This is a genomic window from Agromyces sp. NPDC060279, from assembly GCF_042726785.1.
In the GTDB taxonomy this organism is placed as follows: Bacteria; Actinomycetota; Actinomycetes; order Actinomycetales; family Microbacteriaceae; genus Agromyces.
The window spans coordinates 114,007-129,658 of the sequence record NZ_JBHXBK010000005.1; the positions used below are offsets into that span (position 1 = coordinate 114,007).

Here is a 15,652-nt window from a genome sequence, read left to right on the forward strand (position 1 = left end):
AAGGCATCATCATGACGAACGACCCCCAGGCGGCCTCCTGCTGCAGCACCGGCCTGACGGCGAGCGACGCCGCCCACACCGCTGCGGTCAGCGGCCATGGCAAGGCCAACCTGCTCGTCGTCGGCGGCGGCGGCGGCGGCGGCGCGGCCGACGACCAGACCACCTGCCCCGTGATGGTCGGCAGCCCGGTCAGCAAGGCCGCGGCCGAGGCCGTCGGGCTGTTCCGCGACTACGAGGGCGAGCGGTACTACTTCTGCTGCGCCGGCTGCGGGCCCGCCTTCGACGCCGACCCGGCCAAGTACGCGGCGAACGTGGCCTAGCGGCGATGAAGGTGGCCGGGGTCCGAAGCTCCCCCGAACCTGCGGACCACGCCGGCCACCTCACTCTTGCTGTTTCCAGATCAGGCCAAAGCGTTACAGGCGAATCCAAGATTTTTTGAAAATTCTTGGGACGGCCCGGATTCGAGCTGAATCCGGGCCGCTCAGGGCCGGGTCGCGGCCTCGAGCAGCTCCAGCAGGTGGCGGTACGGGCGGCCCGTCGCCCGGGTCATCCCGATCTCGCACGTGCGGTTCGCGGAGACGTGCCAGTCGGCGTCGGCGGCGATCACCTCGGCCGCCTCGCGGGCGGTCGCGCTCGCCGAGAGCTCCGGGTGCAGGAGTCCGCGGTCGCCCGCGAACGCGCAGCAGCTCCAGTCGTCGGGCAGCACGACCTCGGCCGCGACGGCGTGCGCGATGCGGTCGATCGCGCCGCCCGCGCCGAGCGCCGTCGTCGAGCAGGTGTGGTGCACGGCGACCCGGCCGACGGGCGCCGTCACCTCGAGCCGGGGCAGGATCCGCTCGGCGGCGAACTGCGTCGCATCGACGAAGTGCAGGGCCGGCGCCTCGCGTCCCGCGACGGCGGCGAGGTGCTGCATCGTCTCGAGCCCCTCGGTGCAGGAGGCCGCGTCGCAGACGATCGGCAACCGGCCGCCGTCGCTCGCGGCGAGGAGCGCGGGCAGCACCCGCTCCGTCATGGCCCGGTAGCCGTCGAGGTAGCCCTTCGACTTCCACGGCGTGCCGCAGCACAGCGAGCCGATGCCCTCGGGCACGACGAGCCCGACGCCGGCCCGCTCGGCGAGTTCGATCAGCGCCGACGTCGCGCCGATGCCGCCGGGCTCCGGGCCGAACATCGTGCCGATGCAGGCTGCGAAGAACACCGCCTCGGCCGTCGTCGGGTCGCCACCCGGTTGCGGGCGCTTCGCGCCGCCGCGCGGCAGGCCGCCGTCGTACTCGGGCACCGTGTCGCGGCCGAGGAGTGCCCGGCCGACCGTCGTCGCCGCCTTCGGCAGCGCCGCGGGCAGCGCGTTCGCGACGGTGAGCGCCGCACCGCCGAGGCGGGTCACCGGGCCCCAGGCCGAGGCGGCGGCCGACCAGCCGGCGTTCAGCACCGGGTTCCGGCGCTCGGCGCGCAGCCGCCGCACCAGATCGCCGGTGTTGATGTCGACCGGGCAGGCGATGGCGCAGAGCCCGTCGACCGCGCAGGTCTGCTCGCCGTCGTACTCGTAGTCGTCGCGCAGCTCGGCGGCGAGGGCGGTGTCGCCCGCCGCCTCGGCGCTCGCGATGTCGCGACGGAGGGCGATGCGCTGGCGCGGGGTCAGCGTGAGGTCCGTGCTCGGGCACGTCGGCTCGCAGTACCCGCACTCGACGCAGCGGTCGACCTCGGCCTCGACCGTGGGCACGAGCTTCAGGTTGCGCAGGTAGGAGTCGGGCTCGTCGGAGAGCACCACGCCGGGGTTCAGCAGCCCGCTCGGGTCGAACAGCCGCTTCACCTCGCGCATGATCGCGTAGAGCTCGTCGCCGTACTGACGCCGCACGAACGGCGCCATGATGCGCCCGGTGCCGTGCTCGGCCTTGAGTGAGCCGCCCTGCTCGAGCACGAGCTGCACGAGGTCCTCGGTGAAGCGCTCGTAGCGGGCGAGTTGCGCGGGGTCGTCGAACCGCTCGCCGAGCATGAAGTGCAGGTTGCCGTCCTTCGCGTGGCCGAAGATCACCGAGTCGTCGTAGCCGTGCGCGGCGAAGAGCTCGATGAGGCGCTCGCAGGTGGGCAGCAGCCGCTCGACGGGCACGACGATGTCCTCGAGCAGGGCGGTGGTGCCGCTCGGGCGGGCGCCCGCGACGGTCGTGTACAGGCCCTTCCGCACATGCCAGAGCGCGGCCCGCTCGGCGGCGTCGACCGTGAACGCGGCGGGCGTGGCGAGCGGCAGCGCGTCGAGCAGGGGTGCGGCGCCGGCCAGCGCGGCGTCGAGCGCCTCGGCGGTCTCGGCCTGGTACTCGACGAGCAGGGCGGTGTGCCCCTCGACCGCGAGGGCGGCGATCTGCGCGGGCACGTCGGCGGCCCGCTGGGCGACGAGGAGGGACGTGGCATCCATCAGCTCGATCGTCGCCGCGCCCGTCGCGACGAGCCCGGGCAGCGCGGCCGTGGCCTCGCGCAGCGAGGGAAGCACGAGCAGCGCGGTCGCCGCGCGGGGCAGCAGCGGCACGGTGTCGAACACCGCCTCGGCGACGAAGGCGAGGGTGCCCTCGCTGCCGACGACGAGGTGCTCGAGGATGCGCAGCGGCTCGGCGAAGTCGAGCAGGGCGTTCAGGCCGTAGCCCATGGTGTTCTTCATCGAGAACTGCTGCCGCACGCGCTCGACCGAGGCGGGGGAGGCGAGCAGGCGCTCGCGCAGTCGCAGCAGGCCGGCGTGCAGCTCGGGCTCGCGGGCGGCGAGGAGCTCGGCCGCATCCGGCGCCCCCGTGTCGAGCACGGTGCCGCTCGGCAGCACGAGCCGGAGCGAGGCGATCGTGCGGTACGCGTTCTGGGTGATGCCGCACGCCATGCCGCTCGAGTTGTTGGCGATGACGCCGCCGATGGTGCAGGCGATCTCGCTTGCCGGGTCGGGGCCGAGCTTGCGGCCGTGCCGCGCGAGCCGCTGGTTCACCTGGCGCACGGTGGCGCCGGGTTCGACGCGGACGGTGCGTCCCTCGTCGCCGACGCGGATGCCCCGGAAGCGCGCGCGGGTGTCGACGAGCAGCTCGTCGGTGACGCCCTGGCCGGACAGGCTCGTGCCGCCGGAGCGGAAGGTGATCCTGCGGCCGGCGGCCCGCGCGGCGGCGAACACGGCCGCGACCGCCTCGGCGTCGCCCGGGGTGACGACGGCCTCGGGTACGAAGAGGTAGTGCGAGGCGTCGTGGGCCTTCGCGAAGCGGTCGATGGAGCGCTGGCTCACCGTGACGCGCTCGCCGAGGAGGGCGGAGTCGAGGACGCTGGCGACGGCGGCAGGCGACATTAGGTGCTCCAGATTGTTAGACAAGTATACCGAGATGGTCGGACAAGTATACTGACGCGCGGCGGAAGGGCGAGCGCATGGTCGAGGGGATCCGGGTCACCGGCGTGGTCGACGCCGTCGCCGAGGCGCTGCGTGCGGCCGCGATCGGCGGCGAGCTCGAACCCGACCGCCCGGTCACCGAGGCCTGGGTCGCCGCCCGCTTCGCCGTCGCCCGGCCGAGCGCCAAGGCCGCGATCGAGAAGCTCGTGGGCGAGGGCGTGCTCGAACGCACCGCGCACCGCAGCGCGAGGGTGCGCCGGCTCGACGCCGACGCGGTGCGCGACGTCTACCGCACGCGGCGCCGCATCGAGAGCGCCGCGATCCGCGAACTCGCGGGGGAGCGGAGGCGGCCGGATGCCGCGGCCGAGGCGGATGCCGAGATCGCCGCGCACCTCGGCGGCTCGAGCGTCGACATCGTCGACCCCGACCTGCGGTTCCACTCGGCGATCGTCGACGCCCTCGGCAGCGAGCGCACGAGCCGCGCCTACCGCTCGCTCATCGAGGAGGTGCGGCAGTGCATGGCGCAGGTGCAGGGCCGTGGACTGATCTCGGTCGACACGATCCTCGCCGAGCACGAGCGCATCCTCGAGCTCATCGCGGCCGGCGACGGTGAGGCCGCCGTGGCCGTGCTCGCCGAGCACCTCGGCCGGGCCGAGGAGCGCCTGGCCGCCGCCGTCTCCACCCCCTGAGCCCGACCTCCAGCCCCGACTTGCCCAACTTTCATGAAAGTCGGGCAACTCGGGAACTGGGTCTCCGATGTGAGCTGCGCTTCCGACTTGCCCAACTTTCATGAAAGTTGGGCAAGCTGCTAGGGTTCCCGTGATTTCAACGTTGAAACCCGGGTCAGCCCCGCCCGACCGCAAGGAGTCCCCGAGCCATGGCTTCCCCCGCGCCGCTCGGCGCCCGCACCTGGACGGCGGTGCTCGTCGTCGGCCTCGTCGGCCAGCTCGCCTGGGTCATCGAGAACATGTACCTCAACGTGTTCGTCTACGACACCATCTCGACCGATCCGGCGGTCATCGCCTGGATGGTCGCGCTCAGCGCGATCGCCGCGACCGCCGCCACGCTGCTCTTCGGCGCCTGGTCGGACCGCCTCGCCCGCCGCCGCGAGTTCATCGCGATCGGCTACATCGCCTGGGGGCTCGTGACCGCCGCCTTCGGCCTGGTCGGCGCTGGCGCTGCGGGCGCGGCCGGCGGGGAGGCATCCGCCGTCGCGAGCGCCGGGGCGACCGTCGCGACCGCCGTGATCGCGATCATCGCCCTCGACTGCGTGATGAGCTTCATCGGCTCCGGTGCCAACGACGCCGCCTTCGCGGCCTGGGTCACCGACTCCACCGTGCCCGCGAACCGCGGGCGCGTCGACGGCTGGCTCGCGGTCATGCCCCTCGTCGGGATGCTGCTCGTCTTCGCCCTGCTCGACCCGCTCACGCAGGAGGGGCGCTGGGAGCTCTTCTTCGGGATCGTCGGCGGCCTGACCGCCGCCACCGGCGTCGCGGCGTGGTTCCTGGTGCGCGACCGCGGCGTCGCCCGGCACGAGCACGGCGTGCTCAAGGCCGTGGTGGACGGGCTCCGGCCCGCGACGGTGCGGCGCGAGCCCGCGCTGTTCGCGACGCTCGCGATCTGGGGCGTGATCGGGGTCAGCTCGCAGGTGTTCCTGCCCTACGTGCTCATCTACCTGCGCTACTCGCTCGAGCTCGACGGCTACGCGATCGTGCTCGGCGTCGTGCTGCTGCTCGCCTCCGCGCTGAGCGTCGTGGGCGGGCGGCTCATCGACCGCTTCGGCAAGGTGCGCGTGCTGCCGTACGCCGTCGCCGCCTTCGCGGCGGGACTCCTCGCGATGATCTTCGTGCGCGACGCCGTCGGCGTCATCGCCGCGGCCACCGTGATGATGGCCGGGATGATGGGCTCGATCGCCGCGGTGTCCGCACTGACTCGCGACCACACGCCCGCGGACCGAGCGGGCGGCGTGCAGGGCGCGCGCATGATCCTGGCCGTCATGCTGCCGATGATCATCGGGCCGGCGATCGGCGCGGCCGTCATCTCCGGCTCGGCGCACCGTTACGTCGAGCTCGGGGTCGCGCATCCGGTGCCGGGCCCGGAGATCTTCGCGGCGGCGGCCGTCGTGCTGCTGCTCGTGCCGCTCGGCATCGCCCTGCGCGCGCGGGTCCTGCGTCGCACGGAACCCGTCATGGCGGACCGCGGATGAGCCGGCGCACCCCCTGGGCCGACGACCTCGACCCCGACCACCCGCTGCCGGAGTATCCGCGCCCGCAGCTGGTCCGCGAGCACTGGCAGAACCTCAACGGCCGCTGGGCGTACGCGGTCACCGGCGACGCCCTCGAGCCGCGCGAGTGGGACGGCGAGATCGTCGTGCCGTTCTCGCCCGAGGCCGAGCTCTCCGGCGTCGGCCGGCAGCTGCAGCCCGACGAGCACCTCTGGTACCGGCGCACGGTTCGGCTCGAGGGCGGGGCCCGTGGCGGCCGGGTGCTGCTGCACTTCGGCGCGGTCGATCAGCGCTGCAGGGTGCTCGTCGACGGAGTGCAGGTGGGCGGGCACCGCGGCGGCTATCTGCCGTTCACGCTCGACGTGACCGCGCAGCTCGGCGACGGCGAGCCGCACGAGCTCGTCGTCGACGTGGTCGACCCGAGCGACACCTCGTTCCACTCGCGCGGCAAGCAGGCGTTGCGGCGCGGGGGCATCTGGTACACCGCGCACTCGGGCATCTGGCAGACGGTGTGGCTCGAGCGGGTTCCGGCGGTGCACGTCGCGGCGCTGCGGGTGCGGCCGCTGCTGGACGCGGAGGCGGTCGAGCTCGTCGTCGACGCGGGCGGATGGCCCGAGGCATCCGCTCCACTCGAGGCATCCGCTCCGCTCGAGGCGAGCGTGATCGTGCGCGCCGCCGGCTGCGAGGTCGCGCGGGTCACCGGCCCCGTCGGCGAGCCCCTGCGCCTGCCGGTGCCGCAGCCGCGCCGCTGGCACCCCGACGACCCCTTCCTCTACGAGCTCGAGGTGCGGCTCGGCGAGGACCGCGTCGAGAGCTACTTCGGCATGCGCTCCGTCGGCATCGCGCCCGACGCGCACGGCCGACCGCGGCTCGTGCTGAACGGCGAGCCGATCCTGCACGCCGCCGTGCTCGACCAGGGCTACTGGCCCGACGGCCTCTGCACGCCGCCGTCCGACGCGGCGCTCGTGCACGACATCGAGGAGATGCGGGCGCTCGGCTTCACCGCCCTGCGCAAGCACATCAAGATCGAGCCGCTGCGCTGGTACCACCACTGCGACCGGCTCGGCATGCTCGTCTGGCAGGACTTCGTGAACGGCGGACGCCGCTACCACCCGGCCGTCGTGACGCTGCCGGTGAAGCTGCCGCTGCGGCTCGACGACCGGCGGCATCGCAGATTCGGCCGGCAGGACGCCGAGGGGCGCGCCGAGTTCCTGGCGGAGCTCGAGGAGACGGTCCGCCTGCTCGGCAACGCCCCGAGCATCGCCGTGTGGGTGCCGTTCAACGAGGGCTGGGGGCAGTTCGATGCGCTCGCCGTCACCGCGCGGCTGCGCGAGCTCGACCCCGACCGGGTGATCGACCACGCGAGCGGCTGGCACGACCAGGGCGGCGGCGACCTGCGCAGCCTGCACGTGTACTTCCGCAAGCTCCGTCCCGAGCGCGGCTGGCGGCGCGAGCGGCGGGCGATCGTCGTCTCGGAGTACGGCGGCTACAGCCTGCGCCTGCCGGGCCACGAGTTCGGGCCGCGCGAGTTCGGCTACCGTCGATACGCCGGCGTCGACGAGCTCACCGAGGCCTTCGTCGCCCTGCACCGCGACGAGATCGCCCCCGCGATCGACGCCGGGCTCGGCGGCTACGTCTACACCCAGCTCGCCGATGTCGAGGACGAGCTGAACGGGCTCCTCACGGCCGACCGCACGGTGCGGAAGCTGCACGCCGACCGCGTGCGCGAGGTGAACGCCGAGCTCGCCGCCCGCTTCGCGACGGCGGTCGCGCCCGCGCCGCACCCCACGAGAAAGGCCCAGGATGCCTCGCACGATCACCGAGCGTGAGCTCACCGCCCCCGTCGCGCTGCGCGGCGCCGACAACCGGCTGAACCCGGCCGCGGTCGGCTGGACGCGCACGCCCCTGCACGACACTTCGGGCATCGACGGCCGGCGCAGCTGGGGGCGCAACAAGCGCTGGGAGTACTGGGCGGTGACGACGCCGACCCATCTCGTGGCGCTCACGGTCTCCTCGATCGACTATGCGGCGGTGCACGGCGTGCTCGTGCACGACCGGCGCACCGGGCGCACCCTCGACCGCGGGGCGATCGTGCCGTTCGGCCGCGGGGCGACCCTGCCCGCCTCCCTCGGCGACGGCCCCGCCCGGGCGCGGGCGAAGCACCTCGCGATCGACCTCGAGGAGACCGCCGAAGGCACGCTGCTGCGCGCCGAGGTGCTGGGCGCCCGCATCGAGATCCTGGCCGAGCTGCCGGCCGGTCACGAGCGGCTCGGGGTCGTGGTGCCGTGGTCGAAGCGACGGTTCCAGTACACGGTGAAGGACGTCGCCCGCCCCGCGCGCGGTCGGCTCGAGCTCGACGCGCCGGAGCTCGGCGCCCCCGAGATCGTTGAGCTGCCGCTCGGCGAGAGCTGGGCGGTGCTCGATCACGGCCGGGGCCGCTGGCCCTACCGCATGGTGTGGAACTGGGGCGCCGCCTCGGGCCGCGTCGGCGACCGCGTCGTCGGACTGCAGCTCGGCGGCAAGTGGACCGACGGCACCGGCTCCACCGAGAACGCGATCGTCGTCGACGGCCGGCTCCGCAAGCTCAGCGAGGAGCTCGACTGGGAGTACGACGAACGGAACTGGCTCGCACCCTGGCGCATTCACGGCGCGAGCGCCGAGCTGCGCTTCGAGCCGTTCTGGGACCGGGTCAGCGCGACCGAGCTCGGCGTGTTCGGCTCGCACGGGCACCAGTGCTTCGGCCACTACTCGGGCTGGGTCGAGGCCGGCGGCGAGCGCATCGAGCTCGACGGCCTGCTCGGCTGGGCCGAAGACGTGCGGAACCGCTGGTGAGCCCCCGTCGCTCGGCCGGGCCGACGCTGAAGGACGTCGCGGCCATCGCCGGCGTCTCGTACCGCACCGTCTCGAACGTGATCAGCGGCAAGGCGCCCGTGAGCGCCGCGACGCGCGCCCGGGTCGAGGCCGCCGTCGCCGAGCTCGACTACCGCCCGCAGCTCGCGGCGCGGCAGCTGCGCGTCGGGCGCAGCAATCTGCTGACCCTCTCGGTGCCGTTCCTCTCGCTGCCGTACTTCGCCCAGCTGGCGCACGCCGTCGTCACCGCGGCGGAGGCGGTCGGCTACGACGTGGTCGTCGACGAGACCCACGGCGATCCCGAGCGGGAGCTGCGCGCGGCATCCGGGTACCGCACCCTGCTGAGCGACGGCATCCTGCTGTCGGCCATGTCGATCGGCGACGAGGAGCTGATGGCGGCCCGCGGTCGCACCCCGCTCGTCGTGCTGGGCGAACGCATCCGCGCCGCCCGGGTCGACCGCGTCGTCGTCGACAGCGTGACGAGCACGCGTGACGCGACCGCGCACCTCATCGCCGCGGGTCGGCGCACGCTCGGCTTCCTCGGCACGGTTCCGGATGCCTCGAGCGGCGCCGCCGCCGCCGACCTGCGCCTCGAGGGGTTCCGCACGGCGCTTCGCGCGGCCGGGCTCGACGCGGACCCCCGGCACCTGCTCGAGGTGTCGCCGTGGGATCAGCGCTCGCCCGACGGCGACTACTCCCGCGAGGAGGGCCACGCGCGGGTGCGGGGGCTGCTCGCCGGGCCGGACGGCCTCGCGGGGCTCGACGGCCTTGTCTGCGCGAACGACCTGCTCGCGATCGGTGCGCTGCGCGCGCTGCGGGAGGCGGGGGTGGACGTGCCCGGCCGCGTCGCGGTCGTCGGCTGGGACGACGCCCCGGAGTCGGCGTACACGGTGCCGCCGCTGACGAGCATCGCGCCCGATCTCGGCGAGCTCGCCCGGCTCGCCGTCGCCTCGGTGCTGCGGCTCGTCGACGACCCCGACTCGCCGCCGCGCGTCGAGCAGGCGCCGTACCGCCTCGTGCCCCGCGCCTCCGCGCCCCCGGTTCCCTGAGCCTGTCGAAGGGAACGGGCCGCCGCTTCGACGAGCTCAGCGAACCAGGGGCTCAGCGAACCAGGGCGGCTCAGCGAACCCGCGGGTGCAATCCGCGCGAACCGGGTTAGCGTGGGGAGCAGGATGCGCCGCGCATCGTCGCGACGCGACGTTCCGGGGGGAGACGCATGTACTACAGCACGGGCAATTACGAGGCATTCGCGAGGCCGCGCAAGCCGGAGCGATCCGAGCGGGCGTCGGCGTGGTTCGTGGGGGCGGGGCTCGCCTCCATGTCCTCCGCGCTCTTCATGATCCGCGACGGCCAGCTGCCGGGGGAGCGCATCACGATCCTCGAGCGCTTGCCGCTGCCGGGCGGCGCGCTCGACGGCATCAAGAAGCCTGCGAAGGGCTTCGTCATCCGCGGCGGGCGCGAGATGGAAGACCACATGGAGTGCCTGTGGGACGCGTTCCGCACGGTGCCGTCGCTCGAGATCGAGGGCGCGAGCGTGCTCGACGAGTTCTTCTGGCTCAACAAGGACGACCCGAACTTCTCGCTCTGCCGCGTCACCGAGCAGCAGGGGCAGGACGCGCACACGAACAACCTCTTCGGGCTCAACGACACCGCGCAGAAGGACATCGTGCGCATCTTCCTCGCCACCCGTGAGGAGATGGAGCGCAAGCGCATCGACGAGGTGTTCTCGAAGGACTTCCTCGAGAGCAACTTCTGGCTGTACTGGCGCACCATGTTCGCCTTCGAGGAGTGGCACTCCGCGCTCGAGATGAAGCTCTACCTGCACCGCTTCGTGCACCACATCGGCGGGCTGCCCGACCTCTCGGCGCTCAAGTTCACGAAGTACAACCAGTACGAATCGCTCGTGCTGCCGATGTACCGCTGGCTGCTCGACCAGGGGGTCACCTTCCACTTCGACACGCAGGTCACGGACATCGACTTCGCGATCGACGGGGAGGGGGCGGATGCCTCGAAGCGCGCGACCCGCATCCACTGGGTGCAGGACGGCGCAGAAGGCGGCGTCGACCTCGGCGACGACGACCTCGTGCTCGCGACCATCGGCGGCCTCACCGAGAACTCCGACGAGGGCGACCAGCACACGCCCGCGAAGCTCGACGAGTCCCCGGCGGCGGGCTGGGCGCTCTGGCAGAACATCGCGGCGAAGCATCCGTCCTTCGGCCGTCCCGAGGTCTTCTGCGGCGACATCGCGAAGACCAAGTGGGAGTCGGCGACGGTCACGACGCTCGACGAACGGATCCCCGAGTACATCCGCCGCATCGCGAAGCGCGATCCGTTCAGCGGCAGGGTCGTGACGGGTGGCATCGTGACCGCGCGCGACTCGGCGTGGTTGATGAGCTGGACCGTGAACCGGCAGCCGCACTTCAAGCAGCAGCCCGCCGACCAGATCGTGGTCTGGGTGTACGGCCTGATCGTCGACGTGCCGGGCGACTACACGGGCAAGACGCTGCAGGAGTCGACGGGTGAGGAGATCACCCGCGAGTGGCTCTACCACCTCGGCGTCCCGGTCGAGGAGATCGACGGGCTCGCCGCGGAGGCCGCGAGCTGCGTGCCGGTGATGATGCCGTACGTCACCTCGTTCTTCATGCCGCGGGAGGCGGGCGACCGGCCCGCGGTGGTGCCGGCGGGCGCGCAGAACTTCGCCTTCATCGGGCAGTTCGCCGAGACCACTCGCGACTGCATCTTCACCACCGAGTACTCGGTGCGCACGGGGATGGAGGCCGCGTACCAGCTGCTGGGCGTCGACCGCGGCGTGCCGGAGGTGTTCGGCTCGACGTACGACGTGCGCTGGCTGCTGAACGCGACGAGCCGGCTGCGCGACGGCGCGGAGGTGGGGCTCCCGGGGCCGAAGTTCCTCCGCGAGCGGCTGTTCGCGAAGCTCGACGGCACCCAGATCGGTGAGCTCTTGACGGACTACGCGCTCATCCCCGAGCGCGGCGCGACGACGAAGCGCGAGCGCACGGACGACGCCATCGAGTGAGCGGCGCCCAGAACACCGAGTTGCCCGACTTCCATGAAAGTCGGGCAACTCGGGGGTTCCCGATGAACTCGGGGCTCCCGATGCGGGGCGTGTGCGTCGTGCTGCCGACGCAGGCCGGGATCACATCGGGGGCATCAGCACGCCGTCGATGAGGTAGACGGTCGCGTTGGCGGTGTGCACGCCGCCACAGATCACGTTGGCGTCGTTGACCTTGAGCGAGTCACCCGAGCCAGTCACCTCGACCGTGCCGCCCTGCACCGTGGTCTGCGTGCCGACGACCTCGTCGGGCGAGAGCTGACCGGGCACGACGTGGTACGTGAGGATCGAGGTGAGCGTCGCCGAGTCGGTCTTCAGGGACTCGATCGTCGCCGGGTCGATCTTCGCGAAGGCGTCGTCGACGGGCGCGAACACGGTGAACTCGTCGCCGTTCAGCGTGTCGACGAGGTTCACGTCGGGGTTCAGCTGACCGGAGACCGCCGCGACGAGCGTCGTCAGCAGCGGGTTGTTCGAGGCCGCGACGGCGACCGGGTCCTGCGACATGCCGACGATCGAGCCGGCGCCGTCGGGCACCTGCTCGGCGTAGGCCGCGCAGCCGGAGCCCACGAGGTCGGCGGCGGGGTCGGTCTCCATCGACTCGGCCGAGGGAGTCGACTCCGTCTTCGGCGTCGACTCCTCGCTGGGAGTGGACGAGCCGCCCATGCTGCACCCGGCGAGGCCGAGCGAGGTGATCGCCGCGAGGGCGACGAGGGCGGATGCGGTGCGAGTGCGGATCGTGCGCATGGACTTCCTCCTTCGGATGCGTCGGCCCGGTTCTGGCCGACACGGGGGATTCGGAGGCATCCGCCGATCGGATTGGACGGATCGCGGATGCCTCACCGGCACCTCGCCGGCACCTCGCCGGCACCCGCCCGGCACCGCGTCGGCCGCCTCGCCGAGCCATCCGATCCGGCGTCCGCTCCGAATCCCTGGCAGCCCACCCGTCGCCCAGCTGAATCGAGGGACCCCATGATCGCGCTCGCCCTGATCGGCCTGGCCGGCGGTCTCATCACCGGGATCTCGCCGTGCATCCTGCCCGTGCTGCCCGTGATCCTGCTTTCGGGCGGCGCGCAGAGCGCCCGCAGCGCCACGGGGACCGCGGTCGACCCCGACGGCGTCCCGTCCGCCGCCCCTCCCGGCCCGAGCCGCTGGCGGCCCTACCTCGTCATCGCCGGCCTCGTCGTGAGCTTCAGCCTGATCACCCTCGCCGGCTCGCTCGTGCTGGGCCTGCTCGGCCTGCCGCAGGACGTGCTGCGCTGGGCGGGCCTCGTCGTGCTCGTGCTCATCGGCGTCGGCCTCATCGTGCCGCGCTTCGAGGAGCTGCTCGAGAAGCCCTTCGCGTGGATCCCGCGGCGCAGCGTCGGCACCGAGGGCAACGGCTTCATCCTCGGCCTCGTGCTCGGCACCGTCTACGTGCCCTGCGCGGGGCCTGTGCTCGCCGCGATCACCGTCGCCGGTTCGACCGGCCGCATCGGGGTCGAGACGATCGTGCTCACCGTGACCTTCGCGCTCGGCGCCGCGGCGCCCCTGCTGCTGTTCGCGCTCGCCGGCCGTCGGGTCGCCGAGCGCGTCGCCGCGTTCCGCAAGCACCAGCGGGGCGTGCGGATCACCGGCGGCATCGTCATGATCGCGCTCGCCGTGGGCCTCGTCTTCGACCTGCCCGGCGCGCTGCAGCGGCTCGTGCCCGACTACACGGGCGACCTGCAGCGCCAGCTCGCGCAGTCCGAGGAGGTCACCCAGGCCCTCGACCTCGGCGGCCTCGTCACCGACGAGAACCGCCAGCTCGACCAGTGCACCAATGGCGCCGCCGAGCTCGAGTCCTGCGGACCCGTGCCGTCGATCCGCGGCATCCAGCAGTGGTTCAACACGCCCGACGGCGCCGCCGTCGACCTCGACGAGCTCCGCGGCCGGGTCGTGCTCATCGACTTCTGGGCCTACTCCTGCATCAACTGCCAGCGTTCGATCCCGCACGTCGTCGCGTGGGACGAGGCGTACCGCGACGCCGGGCTCAGCGTGATCGGCGTGCACTCGCCCGAGTACGCCTTCGAGAAGGAACCGCGCAACGTCGAGGCCGGCATCCGCGACTTCGGCATCGACTACCCCGTCGCGCTCGACAACGACCTCGCGACGTGGACGAACTTCCGCAACCGCTACTGGCCCGCGCACTACCTCGTCGACGCCGACGGCGTCGTGCGCCAGGTCTCCTTCGGCGAGGGCCATTACGCCGACACCGAGCGGCTCATCCGGCAGCTCCTCCAGGTCGCGGACCCGGGAGTCGCCCTGCCCGTGGCCACCGAGGTCGCCGACGAGACGCCCGACGCCGGTTCGACCACACCCGAGACCTTCCTCGGCACCACGAAGCAGGCGAACTTCGGCGGCGAGGAGCCATACCGGCGCAGCACGAGCTCGTTCGCCTTCCCCGAGAAGCTCGCCGACGACCGCTTCGCCCTCGACGGCGCGTGGGCGCTCGACACCCAGTCGATCGCGCCGGCCGACGGCGGGAAGGCCGCCGTGCGGCTCTCGTACCTCGCGAGCGAGGTGCGCATGGTGCTCGGCGGCGAGGGCACCATCACCGTCCGCGACGGCGGGACGACGCAGCGGATCGAGATCTCCGGCGTCCCCCGCTCGTACGCCGTCCACCAGTCCGACTCGCCTGAGCGCGGCACCCTCGACGTCACGGTCGAGGGCGACGTGCAGGCCTACTCCTTCACCTTCGGATGACCCAGCTGCTGGACCGACCTCGGGTCGGCCGGGCGACGCTCGGCCGGGGGTCTGCCATGCTTGGTCGGGTGAGCGTCGGTGAGGGCAGCAGCGGGGAGCCGTCGATCGACGTGCTGTTCGCGCGCACGGCCGGCGGCGACCGGGCCGCGTTCGGCGAACTGTACGACCGCACCGCCCCGCGGGTCTTCGGGCTCGTGCGGCGGATCCTGGTCGACGCGGCCCAGGCGGAGGAGGTCACGCAGGACGTGTTCCTCGAGGTCTGGCAGCAGGCGGCGCGCTTCGATGCGAGCCGCGGCGCCGCCGTCGCCTGGCTCCTGACGATCGCGCACCGGCGGGCGGTCGACCGGGTGCGCTCCGCGCAGGCGAGCGCCGAGCGCGACCTCCGCGCCGGCATCCGCGAGCTCGCCACGCCAGCCGAGGACGTCGAGGAACGCGTCGAGCTCAGCGTCGAGCACGAACGCGTGAGCGCCGCGCTCGGCGAGCTCAGCGAGGCGCAACGCACCGCGCTCGCCATGGCCTACTACGAGGGGAAGAGTCAGTCGGAGATCGCGGACGCGCTCCACCTGCCCCTCGGCACGGTGAAGACCCGATTGCGCGACGGCATGATCCGGCTGCGCCACCTGCTGGGGGTGACCTCATGACCGAACCCGACGAGGTGCTCCGCGCGCTCGCCGCGGCCTACGCGCTCGACGCGCTCGACGGCGACGAGCTGCGCCGCTTCGAGGCCGAGCTCGCCCGATCTCCCGAACTCCGGGCCGAGGTCGACGGCTTCCGCGCCGTCGCCGCCGGGCTCGGTGCCGAGACGCCTGAGATCGCGCCGCCGCCCTCGCTCAAGGCCGGGCTGTTCGCGCGGCTCGACGAGACGCCGCAGCTGCCGGCGGTGGATGCCGAACCGCTCGCCGAGCCCGTCGCGGCGCCCGAGCCCATCGCTGCGCCCTCGCCCGTGTCCGAGGCATCCGAGCCGCCCGTCGACGAGCTCGCCGCCCGTCGCCGGCGACGTCGCCTCGTCGCGTCGCTGGCCGCCGCGGCCTCTGTCGCGATCCTCGCGATCGGCGTGGTGATCGGGATCGGCTGGTCCGGCCCGAACGGCTGGGGTGCGCAGCGCGAGCTCGCCGCCCTCGAGGCGGCGCCGGACGCGCAGCGGCAGACGGTCGAGGTGTCCGGCGGCGGCGAGGTGACCGTGCTCTGGTCGGCCGAACTCGGGCGCAGTGCGGTCATGGCCGACGGCCTGCCCGAGCTCGGCTCCACGCACGACTACGAGCTCTGGTACATCGACGAGGCCGGGCCGGCGCCCGCGGGGCTCGTCGGCGCGAACAGCTGGCGCGTGCTGGAGGGCGACTTCGTCGACGGCATGGTCGTCGGGCTCACGGTCGAACCGGCCGGCGGATCCGAGCAGCCCACCACGGAGCCCATCGCCGCGGTCCAGACGTGAGCGCGG

Annotated in this window: 12 protein-coding genes; 10 read left to right on the plus strand and 2 right to left on the minus strand. The window is 72.9% G+C overall.

Annotation, left to right across the window (positions count from 1 at the left end; genetic code table 11):
- The first annotated feature begins 11 nt into the window (after positions 1-11).
- Entirely contained in the window at positions 12-320 is a 309-nt protein-coding gene (locus ACFWE1_RS14265; protein ID WP_376934069.1) for a YHS domain-containing protein, read from the plus strand.
- 161 nt (positions 321-481) lie between these two features.
- Here ACFWE1_RS14265 and ACFWE1_RS14270 read toward each other — a convergent pair whose 3' ends face one another.
- Positions 482-3,307: an FAD-binding and (Fe-S)-binding domain-containing protein gene (locus tag ACFWE1_RS14270; RefSeq protein ID WP_376934070.1), complete on the minus strand. Its 2,826-nt coding sequence runs from the start codon at positions 3,305-3,307 to the stop codon at positions 482-484.
- A gap of 77 nt (positions 3,308-3,384) precedes the next feature.
- Here ACFWE1_RS14270 and ACFWE1_RS14275 point away from each other — a divergent pair, with 77 nt between their 5' ends.
- The 6 genes from ACFWE1_RS14275 (at position 3,385) to ACFWE1_RS14300 (ending at position 11,457) form a co-directional block, all read left to right on the plus strand.
- Positions 3,385-4,035, plus strand: coding sequence for a GntR family transcriptional regulator (locus ACFWE1_RS14275; RefSeq protein WP_376934071.1), 651 nt, complete (start codon positions 3,385-3,387; stop codon positions 4,033-4,035).
- A gap of 188 nt (positions 4,036-4,223) precedes the next feature.
- Complete coding sequence (locus ACFWE1_RS14280; RefSeq protein ID WP_376934072.1) at positions 4,224-5,552, plus strand: MFS transporter; 1,329 nt, start codon at positions 4,224-4,226, stop codon at positions 5,550-5,552.
- Positions 5,549-7,399 carry a glycoside hydrolase family 2 protein gene (locus ACFWE1_RS14285; protein ID WP_376934073.1) on the plus strand — a complete coding sequence of 617 codons (1,851 nt, stop codon included), beginning with the start codon at positions 5,549-5,551 and terminating at the stop codon, positions 7,397-7,399. The genes ACFWE1_RS14280 and ACFWE1_RS14285 overlap by 4 nt, the downstream gene beginning before the upstream one ends.
- Entirely contained in the window at positions 7,374-8,402 is a 1,029-nt protein-coding gene (locus tag ACFWE1_RS14290) for a DUF2804 domain-containing protein (protein ID WP_376934074.1), read from the plus strand. Before ACFWE1_RS14285 ends, ACFWE1_RS14290 begins: the two co-directional genes overlap by 26 nt.
- Positions 8,399-9,469: a LacI family DNA-binding transcriptional regulator gene (locus ACFWE1_RS14295; RefSeq protein WP_376934075.1), complete on the plus strand. Its 1,071-nt coding sequence runs from the start codon at positions 8,399-8,401 to the stop codon at positions 9,467-9,469. The genes ACFWE1_RS14290 and ACFWE1_RS14295 overlap by 4 nt, the downstream gene beginning before the upstream one ends.
- A 167-nt stretch (positions 9,470-9,636) precedes the next feature.
- Complete coding sequence (locus tag ACFWE1_RS14300) at positions 9,637-11,457, plus strand: oleate hydratase (RefSeq protein WP_376934076.1); 1,821 nt, start codon at positions 9,637-9,639, stop codon at positions 11,455-11,457.
- Positions 11,458-11,577: 120 nt separating this feature from the next.
- Here ACFWE1_RS14300 and ACFWE1_RS14305 read toward each other — a convergent pair whose 3' ends face one another.
- A complete protein-coding gene (locus ACFWE1_RS14305; RefSeq protein ID WP_189083914.1) occupies positions 11,578-12,237 on the minus strand; it encodes a fasciclin domain-containing protein in 660 nt (219 codons plus the stop codon).
- Between the two features lie 225 nt (positions 12,238-12,462).
- On the opposite strand from ACFWE1_RS14305, the gene ACFWE1_RS14310 reads away from it, so the two are divergent.
- The 3 genes from ACFWE1_RS14310 to ACFWE1_RS14320 are packed head-to-tail and all read left to right on the plus strand — an operon-like array spanning position 12,463 to position 15,646.
- Entirely contained in the window at positions 12,463-14,214 is a 1,752-nt protein-coding gene (locus ACFWE1_RS14310) for a cytochrome c biogenesis protein CcdA (protein WP_376934077.1), read from the plus strand.
- A gap of 56 nt (positions 14,215-14,270) precedes the next feature.
- Positions 14,271-14,855: an ECF RNA polymerase sigma factor SigK gene (sigK, locus tag ACFWE1_RS14315; RefSeq protein WP_376934141.1), complete on the plus strand. Its 585-nt coding sequence runs from the start codon at positions 14,271-14,273 to the stop codon at positions 14,853-14,855.
- On the plus strand, positions 14,852-15,646 hold the full coding sequence (locus tag ACFWE1_RS14320; protein WP_376934078.1) for an anti-sigma factor domain-containing protein: 795 nt from the start codon (positions 14,852-14,854) through the stop codon (positions 15,644-15,646). The genes sigK and ACFWE1_RS14320 overlap by 4 nt, the downstream gene beginning before the upstream one ends.
- Positions 15,647-15,652: the final 6 nt, after the last annotated feature.